At 37.7% G+C, this 18,449-nt stretch carries 17 protein-coding genes and 1 tRNA gene; 16 read left to right on the top strand and 2 right to left on the bottom strand.

The features are described 5' to 3' along the window. Positions 1 to 60 precede the first annotated feature (60 nt). The 14 genes from HT718_RS07820 to HT718_RS07885 all read left to right on the top strand — a co-directional run bounded on the left by HT718_RS07820 (position 61) and on the right by HT718_RS07885 (position 15,243). Positions 61 to 1,722, top strand: coding sequence for a DNA cytosine methyltransferase (locus tag HT718_RS07820; RefSeq protein ID WP_173268104.1), 1,662 nt, complete (start codon positions 61 to 63; stop codon positions 1,720 to 1,722). A 17-nt stretch (positions 1,723 to 1,739) separates the two neighbouring features. Then, complete coding sequence (locus HT718_RS07825) at positions 1,740 to 2,990, top strand: ParB N-terminal domain-containing protein (protein WP_173268105.1); 1,251 nt, start codon at positions 1,740 to 1,742, stop codon at positions 2,988 to 2,990. A gap of 17 nt (positions 2,991 to 3,007) precedes the next feature. Beyond that, positions 3,008 to 5,668: an SNF2-related protein gene (locus HT718_RS07830; RefSeq protein ID WP_173268106.1), complete on the top strand. Its 2,661-nt coding sequence runs from the start codon at positions 3,008 to 3,010 to the stop codon at positions 5,666 to 5,668. 222 nt (positions 5,669 to 5,890) lie between these two features. After that, positions 5,891 to 6,478, top strand: a complete 588-nt coding sequence (gene rpoE / locus HT718_RS07835) for a DNA-directed RNA polymerase subunit delta (RefSeq protein WP_173268107.1) — start codon at positions 5,891 to 5,893, stop codon at positions 6,476 to 6,478. Between the two features lie 236 nt (positions 6,479 to 6,714). Further along, positions 6,715 to 8,322, top strand: a complete 1,608-nt coding sequence (locus tag HT718_RS07840) for a CTP synthase (RefSeq protein WP_173268108.1) — start codon at positions 6,715 to 6,717, stop codon at positions 8,320 to 8,322. A gap of 119 nt (positions 8,323 to 8,441) precedes the next feature. Continuing rightward, on the top strand, positions 8,442 to 9,515 hold the full coding sequence (locus HT718_RS07845) for an N-acetylmuramoyl-L-alanine amidase family protein (protein WP_173268109.1): 1,074 nt from the start codon (positions 8,442 to 8,444) through the stop codon (positions 9,513 to 9,515). A 226-nt stretch (positions 9,516 to 9,741) separates the two neighbouring features. Then, a complete protein-coding gene (locus HT718_RS07850) occupies positions 9,742 to 10,041 on the top strand; it encodes a DUF4651 domain-containing protein (RefSeq protein ID WP_173268110.1) in 300 nt (99 codons plus the stop codon). Further along, positions 10,038 to 10,355, top strand: a complete 318-nt coding sequence (locus tag HT718_RS07855; protein WP_173268111.1) for a thioredoxin family protein — start codon at positions 10,038 to 10,040, stop codon at positions 10,353 to 10,355. Before HT718_RS07850 ends, HT718_RS07855 begins: the two co-directional genes overlap by 4 nt. A 15-nt stretch (positions 10,356 to 10,370) precedes the next feature. Next, entirely contained in the window at positions 10,371 to 10,997 is a 627-nt protein-coding gene (ytpR, locus tag HT718_RS07860; RefSeq protein ID WP_173268112.1) for a YtpR family tRNA-binding protein, read from the top strand. A 41-nt stretch (positions 10,998 to 11,038) separates the two neighbouring features. Continuing rightward, positions 11,039 to 11,800: an SDR family NAD(P)-dependent oxidoreductase gene (locus HT718_RS07865; RefSeq protein ID WP_173268113.1), complete on the top strand. Its 762-nt coding sequence runs from the start codon at positions 11,039 to 11,041 to the stop codon at positions 11,798 to 11,800. A 77-nt stretch (positions 11,801 to 11,877) separates the two neighbouring features. Next, positions 11,878 to 12,273, top strand: a complete 396-nt coding sequence (locus HT718_RS07870; RefSeq protein WP_000282467.1) for a single-stranded DNA-binding protein — start codon at positions 11,878 to 11,880, stop codon at positions 12,271 to 12,273. Between the two features lie 155 nt (positions 12,274 to 12,428). Continuing rightward, positions 12,429 to 12,713: a co-chaperone GroES gene (groES, locus tag HT718_RS07875; protein ID WP_000917328.1), complete on the top strand. Its 285-nt coding sequence runs from the start codon at positions 12,429 to 12,431 to the stop codon at positions 12,711 to 12,713. Between the two features lie 15 nt (positions 12,714 to 12,728). After that, the gene (gene groL / locus HT718_RS07880) at positions 12,729 to 14,351 is read left to right on the top strand and encodes a chaperonin GroEL (RefSeq protein ID WP_084927048.1); all 1,623 of its coding nucleotides are present in this window, start codon (positions 12,729 to 12,731) and stop codon (positions 14,349 to 14,351) included. 124 nt (positions 14,352 to 14,475) lie between these two features. Next, the gene (locus HT718_RS07885; RefSeq protein WP_173268114.1) at positions 14,476 to 15,243 is read left to right on the top strand and encodes an epoxyqueuosine reductase QueH; all 768 of its coding nucleotides are present in this window, start codon (positions 14,476 to 14,478) and stop codon (positions 15,241 to 15,243) included. A 69-nt stretch (positions 15,244 to 15,312) separates the two neighbouring features. On the opposite strand, the gene HT718_RS07890 is transcribed toward HT718_RS07885, so the two are convergent. Together HT718_RS07890 and recX are read right to left on the bottom strand one after the other, a co-directional pair. Beyond that, positions 15,313 to 15,846 carry a DUF402 domain-containing protein gene (locus tag HT718_RS07890; protein ID WP_000775316.1) on the bottom strand — a complete coding sequence of 178 codons (534 nt, stop codon included), beginning with the start codon at positions 15,844 to 15,846 and terminating at the stop codon, positions 15,313 to 15,315. A gap of 88 nt (positions 15,847 to 15,934) precedes the next feature. Further along, positions 15,935 to 16,711, bottom strand: coding sequence for a recombination regulator RecX (gene recX / locus HT718_RS07895; protein ID WP_020900986.1), 777 nt, complete (start codon positions 16,709 to 16,711; stop codon positions 15,935 to 15,937). Between the two features lie 37 nt (positions 16,712 to 16,748). On the opposite strand from recX, the gene rlmD reads away from it, so the two are divergent. Together rlmD and HT718_RS07905 are read left to right on the top strand one after the other, a co-directional pair. Continuing rightward, positions 16,749 to 18,110 (top strand): 23S rRNA (uracil(1939)-C(5))-methyltransferase RlmD, encoded by a 1,362-nt coding sequence (rlmD, locus tag HT718_RS07900; RefSeq protein WP_173268115.1) that lies wholly within the window; start codon positions 16,749 to 16,751, stop codon positions 18,108 to 18,110. 125 nt (positions 18,111 to 18,235) lie between these two features. Then, positions 18,236 to 18,307 (top strand) — tRNA-Glu (locus tag HT718_RS07905). The last annotated feature ends 142 nt before the right edge of the window (positions 18,308 to 18,449 follow it).

Consider the following 18,449-nt stretch of genomic DNA (forward strand, 5'->3'; position numbering starts at 1 on the left):
GTTTTTTTGGTATAATGAATATAAAAATAAAGGATTTTAAATTATAGGAAGAATTAAAGAATGAAGAAAATAAACCGTTTAACTGTAATAGACTTTTTTTGTGGGGCAGGTGGTTTTTCAGAAGGTTTTCGAAGAGCAGGTTACGATGTAATAATGGGAATTGATAACTGGCAACCTGCAATTACCACACATAATTTTAATCACGGACTAAATGATAATGTAAAAAGTGTACTTGATTTTGAGAATATAGAAGAAATAAATAAGTTGCCTGATACAGATATCATCATTGGTAGTCCACCATGTCAGTTGTTTTCTCTTTCTAATCAAGGAGGAAATGCTAATAAAGATTCAGGTATTAATCTGATTAAAACTTTTTATAAAGTAATTGCCGTAAAGAAATTTCAAAAGAATTCTAAGTTAAAAGCATGGTTAATGGAGAATGTCCCAAATTCACAAAACTATGTCCAAGAAGAATACACATTTGAAGACTTAGATTTAGCAGAATGGGCTCTGTCTCAAGACTTAAACCCCAAATCTATTGCAATAAAATCAAAATATAATGGTGGTATTTTACACGCGGACGATTATGGAGCTGCTCAATCAAGGAGACGTTTTGTTAGTGGAGAAATAACAAAAACAGGAAATTTCCCTTTCCCTGATAAATTGAAACAAGAAAAAGTAACTCTAAATAAATTATTTAAAAACTTTCCCGACCCTTTAGCTCATTCATCTTGCGATTTTATAGTAGATCCTAATTATCCCCTCGAAAAGGTAAATATTAATGATTTTAAAGACCATTTTTATGATACAGGCGTCTATCAAGTACAGTGGCAAAAAGCTCGGGATTTGAAGCAAAGACATCCTTATATGGGTAAGATGTCATTTCCGGAAAATATGCATAAGCCAAGCCGGACAATTATGGCTACACAGTCAGCTAGTACTAGAGAGGCTATTCTATATAAATCAAATTGTAAAAGAAAAGGTGATGGCGAGTATAGATTGCCAACTATCAGAGAAGCAGCTTGTATTATGGGATATCCTTTAGATTATCAATTCTTCGGTGACGAGTCTACAAAGTGGAGACAAATCGGAAATGCTGTTTGCGTTCAATTATCTTTTGCTTTAGCTGTTAAAATTTTAGAACTAATAAACTCACCACTATTGCCTGCTAAGATTATTGATAAAGATCTAAGTCAATTTAAATATTTGGATAATAAAAAGATTAAAGATTTTAATAATCCTCCCAAGCGAAGTGAAAAAGCACTGTTTAGACAATTTCCTATTAAATCAGGAAATATGACTGTTGACTTAACTAATAAGGTTAATGGAAAAGTTGGGAATTGGGGTGTTATTGCGCATGCTGGTACTGGTAAAGGGTTCAAAAGTATAATTATCTCCCGTTCTAATCAAATGGAAGCTAAAAAACTTCTTCGTAAATTAAAACCTGATTTAATAGAGGAATTGAGAAATAACGAAATTCTTAGGAAATATTCGATAAAACAATTAAATATAGAAAACAAGAAGTATGGTTTCTTTCTGGATGATGTTTCACATCCGTATTATATTATCAATTATATTGGCGAATTAATATACAACTATATAGATTACAACGATATTGAAGTTGATGTTTCTGGAACAGAGTTCACACAACTTAAGGAAAAGATTCCATTGAGCCAGTTAATGTCTATTTACCTAGTCCCTATTATAATTTATGGAAAATAAATAAAAGGAGATTCAAAATGAGTCAAGATTTAAATAAACTTATTGAAGAAAAATCTATTGAAAAAACAACTTTAACAAAACGTTTGACTATTGGGGGTGAAACAAAAGACTACCCAGTATATAAATTCCCATTAGAATATTTATACTATAATGATCAAAATGGTCGTATTAATACAGTTTACCATCATTACATATCAAATCATGGAAAATTAACACCAGAAATTGGAGAGTCAAAATATAATGAAATATTTGAAAAATTCATTTTTGATTCTAAAAAGCAAGCTTTAAAGGACACTCAAATTTCTATTTTTGAAAAAGGACAACAAGAACCTGGTGTAATTCTTTCCGATGGAAGAGTTATTGATGGAAATCGTAGATTTACAGCCCTTCGTAGGATTCAAAGAGATACAAATATCAAACAATATTTCGAAGCTGTTATACTTTCATTTGATATCAAAAATAAACTTGATGAAAAGAAAATTAAAGAGTTAGAATTAGATTTACAGCTTGGTCGTGAAGAAAGAGTAAGTTATGACCCAATTGATCGTATTTTTGATGTATACAACACGATTAAAGTCCAAAAACTAATGACTCCTGAAGAATATAAAAAAGCTAGTGGTGCTGGTAACACCAAAGGGATTAATAGGGACATAAGGCTTGCTGAATTAATCATTAAATTCCTAGCCATTATTGCTCCAAGTCAAAATCCTATTGATAAGTTTTATTTAGCAAGAGAGCTAAAATTAGATGGTCCTATTGAGGAGATTGAAGGGACAATTAATAAGTTAAAAGAGAATAAAGAGACGGTTACACAAAATGTGTTAACTACACTTGCTGTCCAGATTGCTAAATCGGATGCAGGTGATAGTGATATTACTCGTAAAATGCGGAATATCAAAAAAAATATTTTAAACAATCCTGATATTAATAAACATTATATTGAGGCTACTGATTCTCATGTTGATGAAATTATAGACTGTTTTGAAAACCATCCTGTAGAAAGAGTGGAAGATTTAAGAAAAAATATAGAAGCTCATCCAGCTGCTTTAGAATCGGCAAATAGTTTATTACAAACAACTAATAGATTATCAAATAAAGGAGAAGCTACAGCTGATAGAAGACAAGCTCTGGTAAAATTGCAGGAAATTAGAGATACATTAGAAGATTTATCTTCTGAAGATTTAAAAGAACTGTATGAAAAAGAATTTTTTGAGGCAAAAGAAATTCTTCAAGAAATTAGAGATTTAGCATTTAAATTATCCAAATAGAGAAAAGGGGAAAAGAAATGGTATTTTCTCTAAAACTTAAAAACCTAATACAACCAACATATCAAAGTGAAAATTTAGTTAAAGAATTCTATGAACCTGTACTATCTGAAGCTACTATTTATAGAAGAGTTGCAGCCTATTTTTCTAGTGAAGGACTGGGGTTATATTCGAAGGGCTTGGATAAATTATGTGGAAATAATGGTTTGGCTCAATTTATAATTTCTACAGATATCTCTGAAGAGGATTTTAAAAAAATCCAAGAAGGATATACTCTTAAAAATAGTTTAATAGATTTACCTGCTCAGTTAAGACAAACTATTCTAAATGATCAAACGAAAGAATCGTTAGGTAATTTAGCATTCATGATTGCAAGCAATCATGCAGAGGTGAAATTTGCGGTTATTCCAAGAGGACGAGGAATTTTTCACGATAAGTTTGGACTTATTGATTCAGATGATGAAACTGTCTTTTTTAACGGATCTGTTAACGAAACTAGAAACGGATTAGAATACAATTATGAAAGCATTTCTGTAGATGTTTCTTGGGATTCAAGTACGAATGTTCAAACACGAATAATAGCTAACAAAAATAGATTTGACCGATTGTGGAACAATGAAGAGAAAGATATTCTGACCATTGATGCTACAAAAATTGTTTATGATGAAATAAAAAAATACCAGCAATATTCCACAATAAATAAAGTTAAAGAAAATCAGTCAGATAATAATATCTATTTTTATTTAAAAAGTGGAAATATAATTGTACGTCAAGATAACTCTTCTATACAAATCACAAGCTCAGATAGAAAGCTAAAGCCTGGATCAGATTTGTCCAATAGATATTTTGAAGATGATAACTCAACTATTAAATCAGAATTTTCTTATATGGATATAAACTACATTATTAATGAAACAAGGAAGAGATGTGATAGAAAAAATATTATAGTTGAAGTATCAGAGGAAGTACAAGATTACCTAAAGTTAAAGCAATACTCTATTGAACAATATAGTAAGTTAGGAATTTATTTAAAATCACCTGAACAATATACAATTCATGGGGAGCAAGAAAAGTTTGAAGAGTTTGTTTCTGTCGTTAGTTCTGAGGTTGTACGACCGTTTAAGAAATTACAACTTGAGGCAGCCTTCTACGAATACAGGATGGCTAGAGCTGCGAACTTTTCTGTGCCAGGTTCTGGTAAAACTGCTATGATTTTGGCTGTTTTTGCATTTTTGAATTCCTCAAAAGTTGAAAGTGAGCACGTAGATAATTTATTGGTTATTTGTCCTATTAATGCTTTCAACAGTTGGAAAGAAGAATTTAAACAAGTTTTTGGAAATAAGAAACAGTTAGCAGTAATTGATTGTCAAAGTTCCAAAAATTTTGATTTCGATTTATCTTTGAACTGGAAAACATCAAATCTTGTATTAGTAAATTATGAATCGTTGAAGAATTACAAAGACAAGCTGCAGGAATTGCTGTCAATTAAGACAATGATTGTCTTTGATGAAGTTCATAGAATAAAAAATCCTTTCGGAGTTCGTGCTCAAGCTGCTTTAGAACTAGTTAAGGATTCAAGATTTAAGTTTGTTTTAACTGGAACACCAATACCTAATTCTTATCAAGATATCTATAATTTTCTTCATTTGCTTTATGCAAATGAGTACAATTCATTTTTTAGATGGAGTTTAGATGAATTAAAAAATCCTAGTGTTAGGAAAATTGAAGAAATTAATAAAGCTTTAATTCCGTTCTTCTGGCGTTTAAACAAAAACGATTTAGGAGTACCCAAACCAGATCCAGATAAATTTTTGATTGTGGAACCTAGCGAAGAGCAGAAACAATTAGCACAGTCTATATACTATAACGAATCATCGAGTTTAGCTAGATTGATTCGTTTGATACAAGCATCCACAAATCCTGAATTACTTAACAAAAAGATTGAATATAAAGATATGTGGTTTGCAGACGATAATGATCAAGATGACACCGTTGAAATATCGGAAGAAATATTTAATAATCGACTACAGAATACTTCTGACTCAGTAATCAAAGAAGCCAAAGGATATGATGAGTTTGACTTTTCTAGTATGATTTCTCCTAAATTTGAGAAGGGTATTGAAAAAATTCAAAAGCTCATATCTGAGGGGAAAAAAGTCATAGTCTGGGCAATATTTGTTGATACCATGAAAAAAATACAAAATAGGTTAGATCAAATTGGAGTGAAAGCTAATTTAGTGTATGGTGGTACGGAGGTTTCTGATAGACAGAATCTCATTGATGATTTTCGATTTGGTAATACCATGGTTATGATTTCTAATCCTCAAACTCTAGGTGAATCAGTATCTTTGCATAAAGAGGTTCATGATGCTTTATATTTTGAATACAATTTTAATCTAACTTTTATGCTTCAATCTAGAGATAGGATTCATAGATTAGGATTAGAAGATAACCAATACACACGATATTATTATCTACAAACCAAATGTGAACCAGATGATAGTGGTGATCCAGGTTATATTGACCAACAGATTTATAAGAAACTGGAAACTAAGTCTAACATAATGTACAAAGCTATTGATAGTAATATCCTATCACCAGAATTTTCTCAGAATGAAATTGATGAAGCAATTAGTATTATAGACGAGGAGAGAAATCGTATTTTAAAAAACACTAATTAAAATGAATCCCGTTAGCTTTTAACTAAATACCGCTATTTTTATTGCATATGCCTTAAATTTACCATGTGTTAAAATCAATTGATTTTTACTTAATAAATCATAGATAAATCTATTTTAACCTTTGACTATTCCGCAAAATTATCGTAAAATAAAGAGTAAATGATAAAATGAGGTCAGAGTCTGTTCGCTCTGGCGATAGTAGTATAAATGAGGAGAAACGCTTTGGAATTAGAAGTATTTGCTGGGCAAGAAAAAAGTGAACTATCTATGATTGAGGTAGCGCGTGCTATCTTGGAACTTCGTGGTCGCGATCATGAGATGCATTTTAGCGATCTTGTAAACGAAATTCAAAACTACCTTGGAACATCAAACAGCGATATCCGCGAAGCTTTGCCTTTGTTCTACACAGAGTTGAACTTCGACGGTAGCTTCATCTCCCTTGGAGACAACAAATGGGGCCTTCGTTCATGGTATGGTGTGGACGAAATCGACGAAGAAATCATCGCTCTTGAGGAAAATGACGACGATGAAGTAGCACCAAAAGCTAAGAAAAAACGTGTCAATGCCTTCATGGATGGCGATTCAGATGCTATTGACTACAATGCAGATGATCCAGAAGACGAAGATGCATACGAAGCAGATCCAGCACTTTCATACGATGATGAAAATCCAGATGATGAGAAAAATGAAGTGGAAGCTTACGATGCAGAAATCAACGAAATCGCCCCAGATGACTTGGGTGAAGACGTGGATCTCAACGAAGAAGACGATGAGTTTTCAGACGAAGATGCTGAAAACATCGAGGAATAAAAGTTAGCTATTGACAATTATCCTATTTTTAGGTATCATATTGTTCGGGCACCTCTTTTAGAGGTCGGGGCTCCCTAGTTCTTAGGGAGCTATTTTTGTTTTTTCAAGAAGTTATCTTCTTGTATTTTAGTTGTGAATCTGGTGCAGTCATTCCAGATTATTCTTATTAGTAGGGTCTTGTTTCCTATGTCCCCTCGTAGTTAGCAAGACCTTGAGCATTTTAGAAAGAGGAATCTATGTCAACGAAATATATTTTTGTAACTGGTGGTGTGGTGTCGTCTATTGGGAAAGGGATTGTGGCAGCGAGTCTAGGCCGTCTCTTGAAAAATCGTGGTCTCAAGGTAACCATTCAAAAGTTTGACCCTTATATCAATATCGATCCAGGAACTATGAGTCCTTACCAGCACGGGGAAGTTTTTGTGACAGATGACGGAGCTGAGACAGATTTGGACTTGGGTCACTATGAACGTTTCATCGATATCAATCTCAACAAATATTCCAACGTGACAACTGGTAAAATTTACAGTGAAGTGCTTCGTAAGGAACGCCGTGGTGAATACCTTGGGGCAACTGTTCAGGTTATTCCTCATATCACAGATGCTTTGAAAGAGAAAATCAAGCGTGCCGCTGCAACGACAGACTCTGATGTCATTATTACAGAGGTTGGTGGAACAGTAGGAGATATCGAGTCCTTGCCATTCTTAGAGGCCCTTCGTCAGATGAAGGCAGATGTGGGGGCGGATAATGTTATGTACATCCATACAACCTTGCTTCCTTACCTCAAGGCTGCTGGTGAAATGAAAACCAAACCAACTCAACACTCTGTCAAAGAATTGCGTGGATTGGGAATCCAGCCAAATATGTTGGTTATTCGTACAGAAGAGCCAGCTGGTCAAGGAATTAAAAACAAACTGGCCCAGTTCTGTGATGTAGCACCAGAAGCTGTTATCGAATCGTTGGATGTTGAACACCTTTACCAAATTCCATTGAACTTGCAGGCTCAAGGTATGGACCAAATTGTCTGTGACCATTTGAAATTAGACGCACCAGTAGCGGATATGACAGAGTGGTCAGCTATGGTGGACAAGGTCATGAACCTCAAGAAACAAGTTAAGATTTCCCTTGTTGGTAAGTATGTTGAGTTGCAAGATGCCTACATCTCTGTGGTTGAAGCCTTGAAACACTCTGGTTATGCCAATGACGCAGAAGTTAAAATCAATTGGATCAATGCCAATGATGTGACAATAGAGAATGTGGCAGAGCTTTTGTCTGATGCGGACGGAATCATCGTACCAGGTGGTTTTGGCCAACGTGGTACGGAAGGGAAAATCCAAGCCATCCGTTATGCACGTGAAAATGATGTTCCAATGTTGGGAGTCTGCTTGGGAATGCAGTTGACTTGTATCGAGTTTGCTCGTCACGTTTTGGGTCTTGAAGGTGCCAATTCTGCTGAACTTGCACCAGAAACAAAATACCCTATCATTGATATCATGCGTGATCAGATTGATGTTGAGGATATGGGGGGAACCCTTCGCTTGGGACTTTATCCATCCAAGTTGAAACGTGGCTCTAAGGCAGCAGCTGCTTATCACAATCAAGAAGTGGTGCAACGCCGTCACCGTCACCGCTATGAGTTTAACAACGCCTTCCGTGAGCAGTTTGAGGAAGCAGGCTTTGTCTTTTCAGGAGTTTCTCCAGACAATCGTTTGGTCGAAATTGTGGAAATTCCTGAAAATAAATTCTTTGTAGCTTGTCAGTATCATCCTGAACTTTCAAGCCGTCCAAACCGCCCAGAAGAACTCTACACTGCCTTTGTCACTGCAGCTGTTGAGAACAGTAATTAGTAAAATCAGAACCTTTGAGAAGAATCTCAGGGGTTTTTTATTAGCATATTTAGGATATGATTTGCAAAATAAAAACATAGTGATATAATTAACATAACAAAAGTTAAGGAGGATTTACAATGAAAAAAATCACACTATTTGGTTTGTCTCTAGCAGGCCTAGCTTTACTGGCTTTTCCTCGTTCAGGTCAGGCATTCGAGCTAAAAGAAGAATGGGTTGTTAAATGTGGAGTTCAGTATCAAGATGGCAAGATTCTCCGATTTAATAATGGCCATGAAGTGGATATTAAAGTATTGGATTTGCCAAAAAATGAGAAAATTGAGTGGACGGTTAGTCTCAATGGTCAAGATCAGACAGTCAATTTCCTAGGTCAAGAAAAGGACAAGTCTATGATGGGTGTAGAGGGGCGTTATCTGAATTTCTATGTTCCATATGGCTATAGAGGAGATATCAAGGTAGAAGCCAAGAGCGGAAACGAAGTGAAGACCTGGTCAACGAAAGTGGTTGACGATGTACATCATGAAGGTGGAAAGAGAGGCTACTACCGTATTGAAGAATCAAATGATCAATACACTTACCTCGATGCTAAATGGGATTATCAAACCAAGACTTACACTGCTACCTTACCAGAGACTGTCAATGGTCAAAAAGTCTTTGCTTGGGCAGACTATGACAATGGTGAGTTGAAACTTGAAAAACTAAAGTCTATCAGTCATAAATATGATGGAGGATCTTTCAAAGAACTTTCTCCGATTGTGAAAGCAGAAAGCTGGCTAAAATCAAACCAAAACTGGTACTATCAAAAACAAGGTCAATTAGTGAAGAATGCTTGGGTTAAGGATAAGGGAACTTGGTACTTTATGAACGATAAAGGAGTCATGTTCAATCAAACTTGGCTCTATCAAGGTGGCAACTGGTATGCCTTTAAATCATCAGGGGCTATGATTGCTAGTGACTGGCTATATGACCAAGACAAGTGGTACTATTTATCAACTTCAGGATCCATGAAAGCAAGTACTTGGGTTTATGACAAGGGAGAATGGTATTATGTAAGTTCTTCTGGTGCCATGCTTGCGAATGATTGGGTCAAAGATAATGGCAAATGGTATTATCTAGCTTCATCAGGTAAGATGCTTCGCAATACCTACACACCAGATGGCTACTACGTTGGCAACTCAGGTGCCTGGCAATAAGAATAATACTCTTCGAAAATCTCTTCAAACCACGTCAGCTTCATCCACAACCTCAGAACAGTGTTTTGAGCTGACNNAAGCAGTGCTTTGAGCAACTTGCGGCTAGCTCCCTAGTTTGCTCTTTGAGTTTCATGGAGTATAAGAAGTCCTTTTCCTTAAAGGAAGAGGCTTTTTACTTGCTTTTCTGCTGCTTCCTCATTTGTCCTAAAGCCTTTTTTGTGTTAAAATGAATGGTATGAAAGCTAAAAAAATGTGGATAGCAGGTCTGGCCCTGCTTGGAATTGGGAGCCTTGCCCTTGTTACTAAAAAAGTTGCAGATGACCGTAAGCTCATGAAGACTCAGGAAGAGTTGACAGCGATTGTGCGAGACCATTTTTCAGACATGGGGGAAATTGCGACCCTCTATGTTCAAGTTTATGAAAGCAGTCTGGAGAGCTTGGTTGGTGGCGTCATTTTTGAGGATGGCCATCATTATACTTTTGTCTATGAAAATGAAGATCTGGTCTATGAGGAGGAAGTCTTATGATACAACCAACAAGTTTAGAAGAATTAGCATCTTTAGTAGAAAAAGATGGGAAGAAAGTCTTTCTTTTTGTGGCGGACTGGTGTGGCGATTGTCGTTATATCTATCCTGCCTTGCCAGAAATTGAGGAGACCAATCCAGAGTTCACCTTTATTCGAGTGGACCGAGACCAGTACATGGATTTGGCTAAACTCTGGGATGTTTATGGGATTCCTAGTCTTGTTGTTCTAGAAAAAGACAAGGAAATCGGTCGTTTTGTTAATCGCGACCGTAAAAGCAAGCAACAAATTAACGACTTTTTAGCAGGACTGAAATAGGAGAAAAAGGAAACAATGATTTTTACATATAACAAAGAACATGTCGGTGATGTCCTTATGGTCATCGTGAAAAATAGTGGAGATGCCAAACTGGATGTGGAGCGCAAAGGAAGAGTAGCCCGTGTTTTCCTCAAAGAAAATGGGGAAACAGTGGCTTGGAATATTTTTGAAGTTTCAAGTTTATTTGAAATTGCAGAGCGAGGTCAAGTCTTTTTGACAGATGAGCAAGTCGCTCGTTTGAACCAAGAATTACAAACGGAAGGTTTTGCAGAAGAAATTATCAATGACAAAGAGCCTAAGTTTGTTGTCGGTGAGATTGTCGAGATGGTAGCCCATCCAGATAGTGACCACCTCAACATCTGCCAGGTTGCAGTCGCAAGTGACAAGACAGTACAAATCGTTGCAGGGGCTCCTAATGCGCGTGTCGGTCTGAAAACCATTGTAGCTCTTCCTGGAGCTATGATGCCAAAAGGAAATCTCATTTTCCCAGGAGAACTTCGTGGTGAAAAGAGTTTTGGTATGATGTGCAGTCCTCGTGAATTACATCTGCCAAATGCTCCGCAAAAACGTGGTGTGATTGAATTATCAGAAGACCAAGTTGTCGGAACACCATTCGATCCAGCTAAACACTGGACTGCCTAGGAACTTGTCAGTATCTGATAGACCAGCTAGAAGGAAATAAGATGGCAAAAAATGTTGTGATTACAGGAGCGACCTCAGGAATCGGAGAAGCGATTGCGCGTGCTTATCTGGAGAAAGGTGAGAATGTCGTTCTAACCGGACGACGGACAGACAGACTAGAAGCCCTCAAGTCGGAGTTTGCAGAAGCCTTTCCAAATCAAACAGTTTGGACCTTTCCACTGGATGTGACGGATATGGCCATGGTAAAGACTGTCTGCTCTGATATTCTAGAAACGATAGGTCAGATTGATATCTTGGTCAATAACGCCGGACTGGCTCTAGGATTGGCTCCCTATCAGGACTATGAAGAGTTGGATCTGCTGACCATGTTGGATACCAATGTCAAAGGTTTGATGGCGGTTACTCGCTGTTTCTTGCCAGCAATGGTAAAAGCCAATCAAGGTCATATTATCAATATGGGGTCAACTGCAGGAATCTATGCTTATGCGGGTGCTGCTGTTTACTCAGCCACCAAGGCAGCGGTTAAGACCTTTTCAGATGGACTGCGAATTGATACCATTGCAACGGATATCAAGGTGACGACCATTCAGCCTGGAATTGTCGAAACAGATTTCTCTACAGTACGTTTTCATGGTGACAAAGAGCGAGCTGAGGCGATCTATCAGGGAATTGAGGCCTTGCAAGCTCAGGATATTGCAGATACAGTGGTCTATGTGACCAGTCAGCCTCGTCGTGTGCAGATTACAGATATGACCATTATGGCCAATCAACAGGCGACAGGTTTCATGGTTCATAAAAAATAAAAAATTTTCTCGAAAAGTTACAAATTTCTGTAACTTTTTTTGATTTCCTACGAATAGATAAGTAGGAGGAAGAAAATATGTATAATAAAGTTATTATGATTGGACGTTTAACGTCTACACCAGAATTGCACAAAACCAACAATGACAAGTCAGTTGCGCGAGCAACCATTGCTGTGAATCGTCGTTACAAAGACCAAAATGGTGAACGCGAAGCGGATTTTGTTAATATGGTTTTATGGGGAAGACTAGCAGAAACATTGGCAAGCTACGCAACCAAAGGCAGTCTTATTTCCGTGGATGGAGAATTGCGTACCCGTCGCTTCGAGAAAAATGGCCAGATGAACTATGTGACCGAGGTACTTGTGACAGGATTCCAACTCTTGGAAAGCCGAGCCCAACGTGCCATGCGAGAAAATAACGCAGGACAGGATTTGGCAGATCTAGTCTTGGAAGAGGAAGAATTGCCATTTTAAGCATTGAAAAGTCTGAGTTGGTCTCAGGCTTTTTATCTTGAGAAAGTCAGACTTTTTTCTTGACTATTTCTGACCAAGTGATACAATAGAACTATGAATTAGCACTCAAGTGCAAAGAGTGCTAATAATATCTATCTCATTATGGAGGAAATCAGATGTTGAAACCATTAGGAGACCGTGTGGTCTTGAAAATCGAAGAAAAAGAACAAACTGTTGGAGGATTTGTCCTTGCAGGTTCAGCCCAAGAAAAAACAAAAACAGCTCAAGTTGTAGCTACTGGACAAGGGGTTCGTACCTTAAACGGTGATTTGGTGGCTCCAAGTGTCAAGCCTGGCGACCGTGTCTTAGTTGAAGCCCACGCAGGTCTTGATGTCAAAGATGGCGATGAAAAGTACATCATTGTTGGCGAAGCTAACATCTTGGCAATCATTGAAGAATAGAAGGAGAAAGTAAGTATGTCAAAAGAAATTAAATTTTCATCGGATGCTCGTTCAGCTATGGTTCGTGGTGTCGATATCCTTGCAGACACTGTTAAAGTAACCTTGGGACCAAAAGGTCGTAATGTCGTTCTTGAAAAATCATTCGGTTCACCTTTGATTACCAATGACGGTGTGACCATTGCCAAAGAAATCGAGTTGGAAGATCATTTTGAAAATATGGGTGCCAAATTGGTATCAGAAGTAGCTTCAAAAACCAATGATATCGCAGGTGACGGGACTACAACTGCAACTGTTTTGACCCAAGCGATTGTCCGCGAAGGAATCAAAAACGTCACAGCAGGTGCCAATCCAATCGGCATTCGTCGTGGAATTGAAACAGCAGTTGCCGCAGCAGTAGAAGCCTTGAAAAATAATGCCATTCCTGTTGCCAACAAAGAAGCCATCGCTCAGGTTGCTGCTGTATCTTCTCGTTCTGAAAAAGTCGGTGAGTACATCTCTGAAGCCATGGAAAAAGTTGGAAAAGATGGAGTCATCACTATCGAAGAGTCACGTGGTATGGAAACAGAACTTGAAGTTGTGGAAGGAATGCAGTTTGACCGCGGTTACCTTTCACAGTACATGGTGACAGATAGCGAAAAAATGGTAGCTGACCTTGAAAATCCATACATTTTGATTACTGATAAGAAGATTTCAAATATCCAAGAAATTTTGCCACTATTGGAAAGCATTCTCCAAAGCAATCGTCCACTCTTGATTATTGCGGATGATGTGGATGGCGAAGCTCTTCCAACCCTTGTATTGAACAAGATTCGTGGAACCTTCAACGTAGTAGCAGTCAAGGCACCTGGCTTTGGTGACCGTCGCAAAGCAATGCTTGAAGATATCGCGATCTTGACAGGCGGAACAGTTATCACAGAAGATCTAGGTCTTGAGTTGAAAGATGCGACAATTGAGGCGCTTGGTCAAGCAGCTAGAGTAACCGTGGACAAAGATAGCACGGTTATCGTAGAAGGTGCTGGAAATCCTGAAGCGATTTCTCACCGTGTTGCTGTTATCAAGTCACAAATCGAAACCACAACATCTGAATTTGACCGTGAAAAATTGCAAGAACGTTTGGCAAAATTGTCAGGTGGTGTAGCGGTTATTAAGGTCGGAGCTGCAACTGAAACTGAGTTGAAAGAAATGAAACTCCGCATTGAAGATGCCCTCAACGCTACTCGTGCAGCTGTTGAAGAAGGTATCGTTGCAGGTGGTGGAACAGCCCTTGTAAATGTTATCCCAGCCGTGGCTGATTTGGAATTGACAGGAGATGAAGCAACAGGACGCAATATTGTACTCCGTGCCTTGGAAGAACCTGTTCGTCAAATTGCCCACAATGCAGGATTTGAAGGATCTATCGTTATCGATCGTTTGAAAAATGCTGAGCTTGGCACAGGCTTCAATGCAGCAACTGGTGAGTGGGTTAATATGATTGATCAAGGTATCATCGACCCAGTTAAAGTGAGCCGTTCAGCCCTTCAAAATGCAGCATCTGTAGCCAGCTTGATTTTGACAACAGAAGCAGTCGTAGCCAATAAGCCAGAACCAGCAGCCCCAGCTCCAGCAATGGATCCAAGCATGATGGGCGGCATGATGTAAAAGCAACTTATAAAAAATACAAAAGGAGGGATGCGTATTTCCTCCTTTTATGGTTTTCTATTTTAAATAGATTTGAGCTCTCCTCACTTATATGATAAAATAAGACTAGAAAAAGGAGAAGAACATGATCGATGTAGAAGAAATTCTGAGCAAGATGAACCCCAATCAGAAGATTAATTATGACCGTGTCATGCAGAAAATGGTACAAGTATGGGAGAAAAATGAGCAGCGGCCAACCATTCTCATGCATGTTTGCTGTGCCCCTTGCAGTACCTATACCCTCGAATATTTGACCAAGTATGCAGATGTGACCATCTATTTTGCCAATTCTAATATCCATCCCAAGGCAGAATACCATAAGCGTGCCTATGTGACTAAAAAGTTTGTCAGTGATTTCAATGAGCGAACTGGCAATAACGTTCAATACCTAGAAGCTCCTTATGAACCTAACGAATATCGTAAACTGGTTCGAGGTTTGGAAGAAGAGCCTGAAGGTGGTGATCGTTGCAAGGTTTGCTTTGACTACCGTCTGGATAAAACAGCACAAGTGGCTATGGACTTGGACTTTGACTACTTTGGCTCAGCCTTGACTATCAGTCCACATAAGAATTCTCAAACCATCAACAGCATCGGAATCGATGTGCAAAAGATTTATACCACCCACTATCTTCCCAGCGATTTCAAAAAAAATCAGGGCTACAAACGTTCAGTAGAGATGTGTGAAGAGTATGACATCTACCGTCAATGTTATTGTGGCTGCGTCTATGCGGCCCAAGCCCAGAATATTGACCTTGTTCAAGTTAAGAAGGACGCCACGGCTTTCTTACTGGATAAGGATGTTGAAAAAGATTATTCCCACATCAAATTTACTGTTACTAAATTAGATATATAGAGACCAACCCAGCTGAAAAACTGGGTTTTTAAAATAAAAAACCAGGGCTCTCACCCCAGTTTGACAACTTTACCGATTCTTTAGTTCTACATAGCGCTTGTACCAAATGTTTACATAGGCTTCTGAGAAAGGACCACGTCCATTGTTAATCCAATCAACAAGAATTTTGACATGTTCTTTTAAAATATAGTCCAAATCATCAGAATAATTCATTTTGCGTTTGTGGCGCTCATACTCCTCAACGTCCAAGAGACGTTTTTCCCCATCTGTAAAAATTTTAACATCCAAATCGTAATCAATATACTTCAGTGCTTCTTCATCCAGATAGTAGGGGCTAGCCATATTGCAATAGTAGGAAATCCCATTATCACGAATCATGGCAATGATATTAAACCAATATTTCTTGTGAAAGTAAACAATAGCTGGTTCTCGAGTAACCCAACGACGACCATCACTTTCGGTAACAAGTGTATGATCGTTGACACCAATAATGGCGTTTTCTGTTGTTTTTAGTACCATGGTGTCCCGCCAAGTTCGGTGGAGACTCCCATCATGCTTATAACTTTGAATTGTAATAAAGTCGCCTTCTTTTGGAAGCTTCATAACTAACCAACTTTCTACAATTTATAAGTTTATCGTTTACTATTGTACCATAAAATTGCCTAAAATCTGTGAATTTTACATGAAAATATTAAAGATAATCTCTGAGAGCGCTCGCTATATCCGAAAAATCGTAGCCCTTTCGTGCTAAAACTTGAGTTAAACGCTGTTTAAGTTCGTATCCTTCATACTTTCGGGTATACTTAGCATATTGCTTATCAAGTTCCTTGAAGATGAGTTCCTGAGTCGTTTCTTGGTCAACTTGACTATCCAAGTCGTCAAAGGCACTTTTAGCATCAGAATAAGAGAAGCCCTTGTTAGTCAAGTTCTGAATAATCTTATCTTGCAAGGCACGAGCTGGAAGTTTTCCCTCATATTTTTTCAATAGTTTATTAGCTACACGTTGAGCAACTTCCGAAAAATCAAATTCTTTCAAGATCTCTTCTATAGTAGATTTTGAAATTCCTTTTTGTGCTAATTTCTGAGTCAGTATATAAGGTCCCTTGTCTCCTGAAAGTTGATTGGCATTGATGATAGCATAAGCGTATTGGCTATCATTAATCCACTTATCTTCTTTAAGATTAGCAATGACTTGAGAAATTATGTTCTCATCAATATCGTATTTTTTCAGATATTCTCTGACCTCTTTTTCAGTGCGAGCTTTGAAGGATAGGTGGTAGAGGGCTAGATTCTTACCATAAGAAAATTGGGTAAAGTCCTGAATCTCCTTCAATTCCTCTTCGCTTATCACCTTATCTCTCGATAACATAAAACGAACAATTGTATCTTCAGTAATGTAGCATTTGTCGCCATTATCAAGCTCCATCAGATAGAGTCTTTTTTTCTTTTCAAGTTTTGTGATTTTCATAGTTCTATTATAACTCAAAATGTGATAAGATAGGGGTATGAATCTGAAAGTGAAACAAAAAATACCATTAAAAATCAAGCGCATGGGAATTAATGGTGAGGGAATTGGCTTTTATCAAAAAACATTAGTCTTTGTGCCTGGTGCTCTCAAAGGAGAAGATATCTATTGTCAGATTACTTCTATTAAACGTAACTTTGTTGAGGCAAAATTACTGAAGGTCAACAAGAAGTCTAAATTTCGAGTTGTACCAGCTTGTACTATTTACAATGAATGCGGAGGCTGTCAAATCATGCACCTGCATTATGATAAGCAGCTGGAGTTCAAGACAGACCTACTTCACCAAGCACTGAAAAAATTCGCCCCTGCAGGATATGAAAACTATGAAATACGTCCAACTATTGGAATGCAGGAACCCAAGTACTACCGTGCTAAGTTACAATTTCAGACTCGAAAATTTAAAAATCAGGTCAAAGCGGGCTTATATGCACAAAACTCTCATTATTTGGTAGAGTTGAAAGACTGTTTGGTACAAGATAAGGAAACCCAAGTGATTGCTAATCGTCTAGCAGAATTACTTACTTATCACCAGATTCCAATCACGGATGAGAGAAAAGTTCTAGGTGTTAGAACTATAATGGTCCGACGAGCAAGGAAGACCGGACAGGTTCAGATTATTATTGTTACAAACCGTCAGCTTAACTTAACCCAACTTGTAAAAGAATTAGTTAAAGATTTTCCAGAAATTGTGACAGTCGCTGTGAATACAAATACAGCTAAAACCAGTGAGATTTATGGTGAAAAGACAGAGATTATTTGGGGAGAAGAGAGTATTCAAGAAGGTGTACTCGATTATGAATTTTCACTATCTCCTCGCGCTTTCTATCAATTAAATCCAGAGCAGACAGAAGTTCTCTATAGCGAAGCGGTAAAAGCCCTGGATGTTACTAAAGAAGATCATTTAATTGATGCTTATTGTGGAGTTGGTACGATTGGATTTGCCTTTGCAAAGAAAGTAAATACACTTAGAGGTATGGATATTATTCCAGAAGCTATTGAAGATGCTAAGCGAAATGCTAAAAGAATGGGATTTGATAATACACATTACGAAGCAGGGACAGCAGAAGAGATTATTCCTCGATGGTATAAGGAAGGCTACAGAGCAGATGCACTGATTGTGGACCCACCACGTACAGGTCTGGATGATAAGTTGTTAGACACTATTCTTACCTATGTGCCAGAAAAAATGGTTTATATCTCTTGTAACGTTTCGACTTTGGCTCGTGATTTAGTACGCTTAGTAGAAGTTTATGATCTACATTATATCCAGTCGGTCGATATGTTCCCACATACCGCACGAACTGAGGCTGTTGTAAAGCTGATAAAAAAGAGAAAAGCATAGTGTTTAAAGAGTTTGATATCCGTAGCCTGTAAGAAGCCATGCAAAAAAAATTAAAAAAGTTTAAAAAAGTAGTTGACAAAAAATAAAAAGGCTGTATAATAGTAAGAGTTGAAAATAACAACTCAGGTCCGTTGGTCAAGGGGTTAAGACACCGCCTTTTCACGGCGGTAACACGGGTTCGAATCCCGTACGGACTATGGTATGTTGCGGTAGGAACACTTGATGAAAAAAGTTTTTAAAAAACTTAAAAAAGTTTCAAAAAAGTGTTGACAAGCGAAAGCGACTGTGATATACTAATATAGTTGTCACTTGAGAGAAGCGAGTGACAAAGACCTTTGA

The sequence above is a fragment of the Streptococcus sp. 714 genome, assembly GCF_013277115.1.
In the GTDB taxonomy this organism is placed as follows: Bacteria; Bacillota; Bacilli; order Lactobacillales; family Streptococcaceae; genus Streptococcus.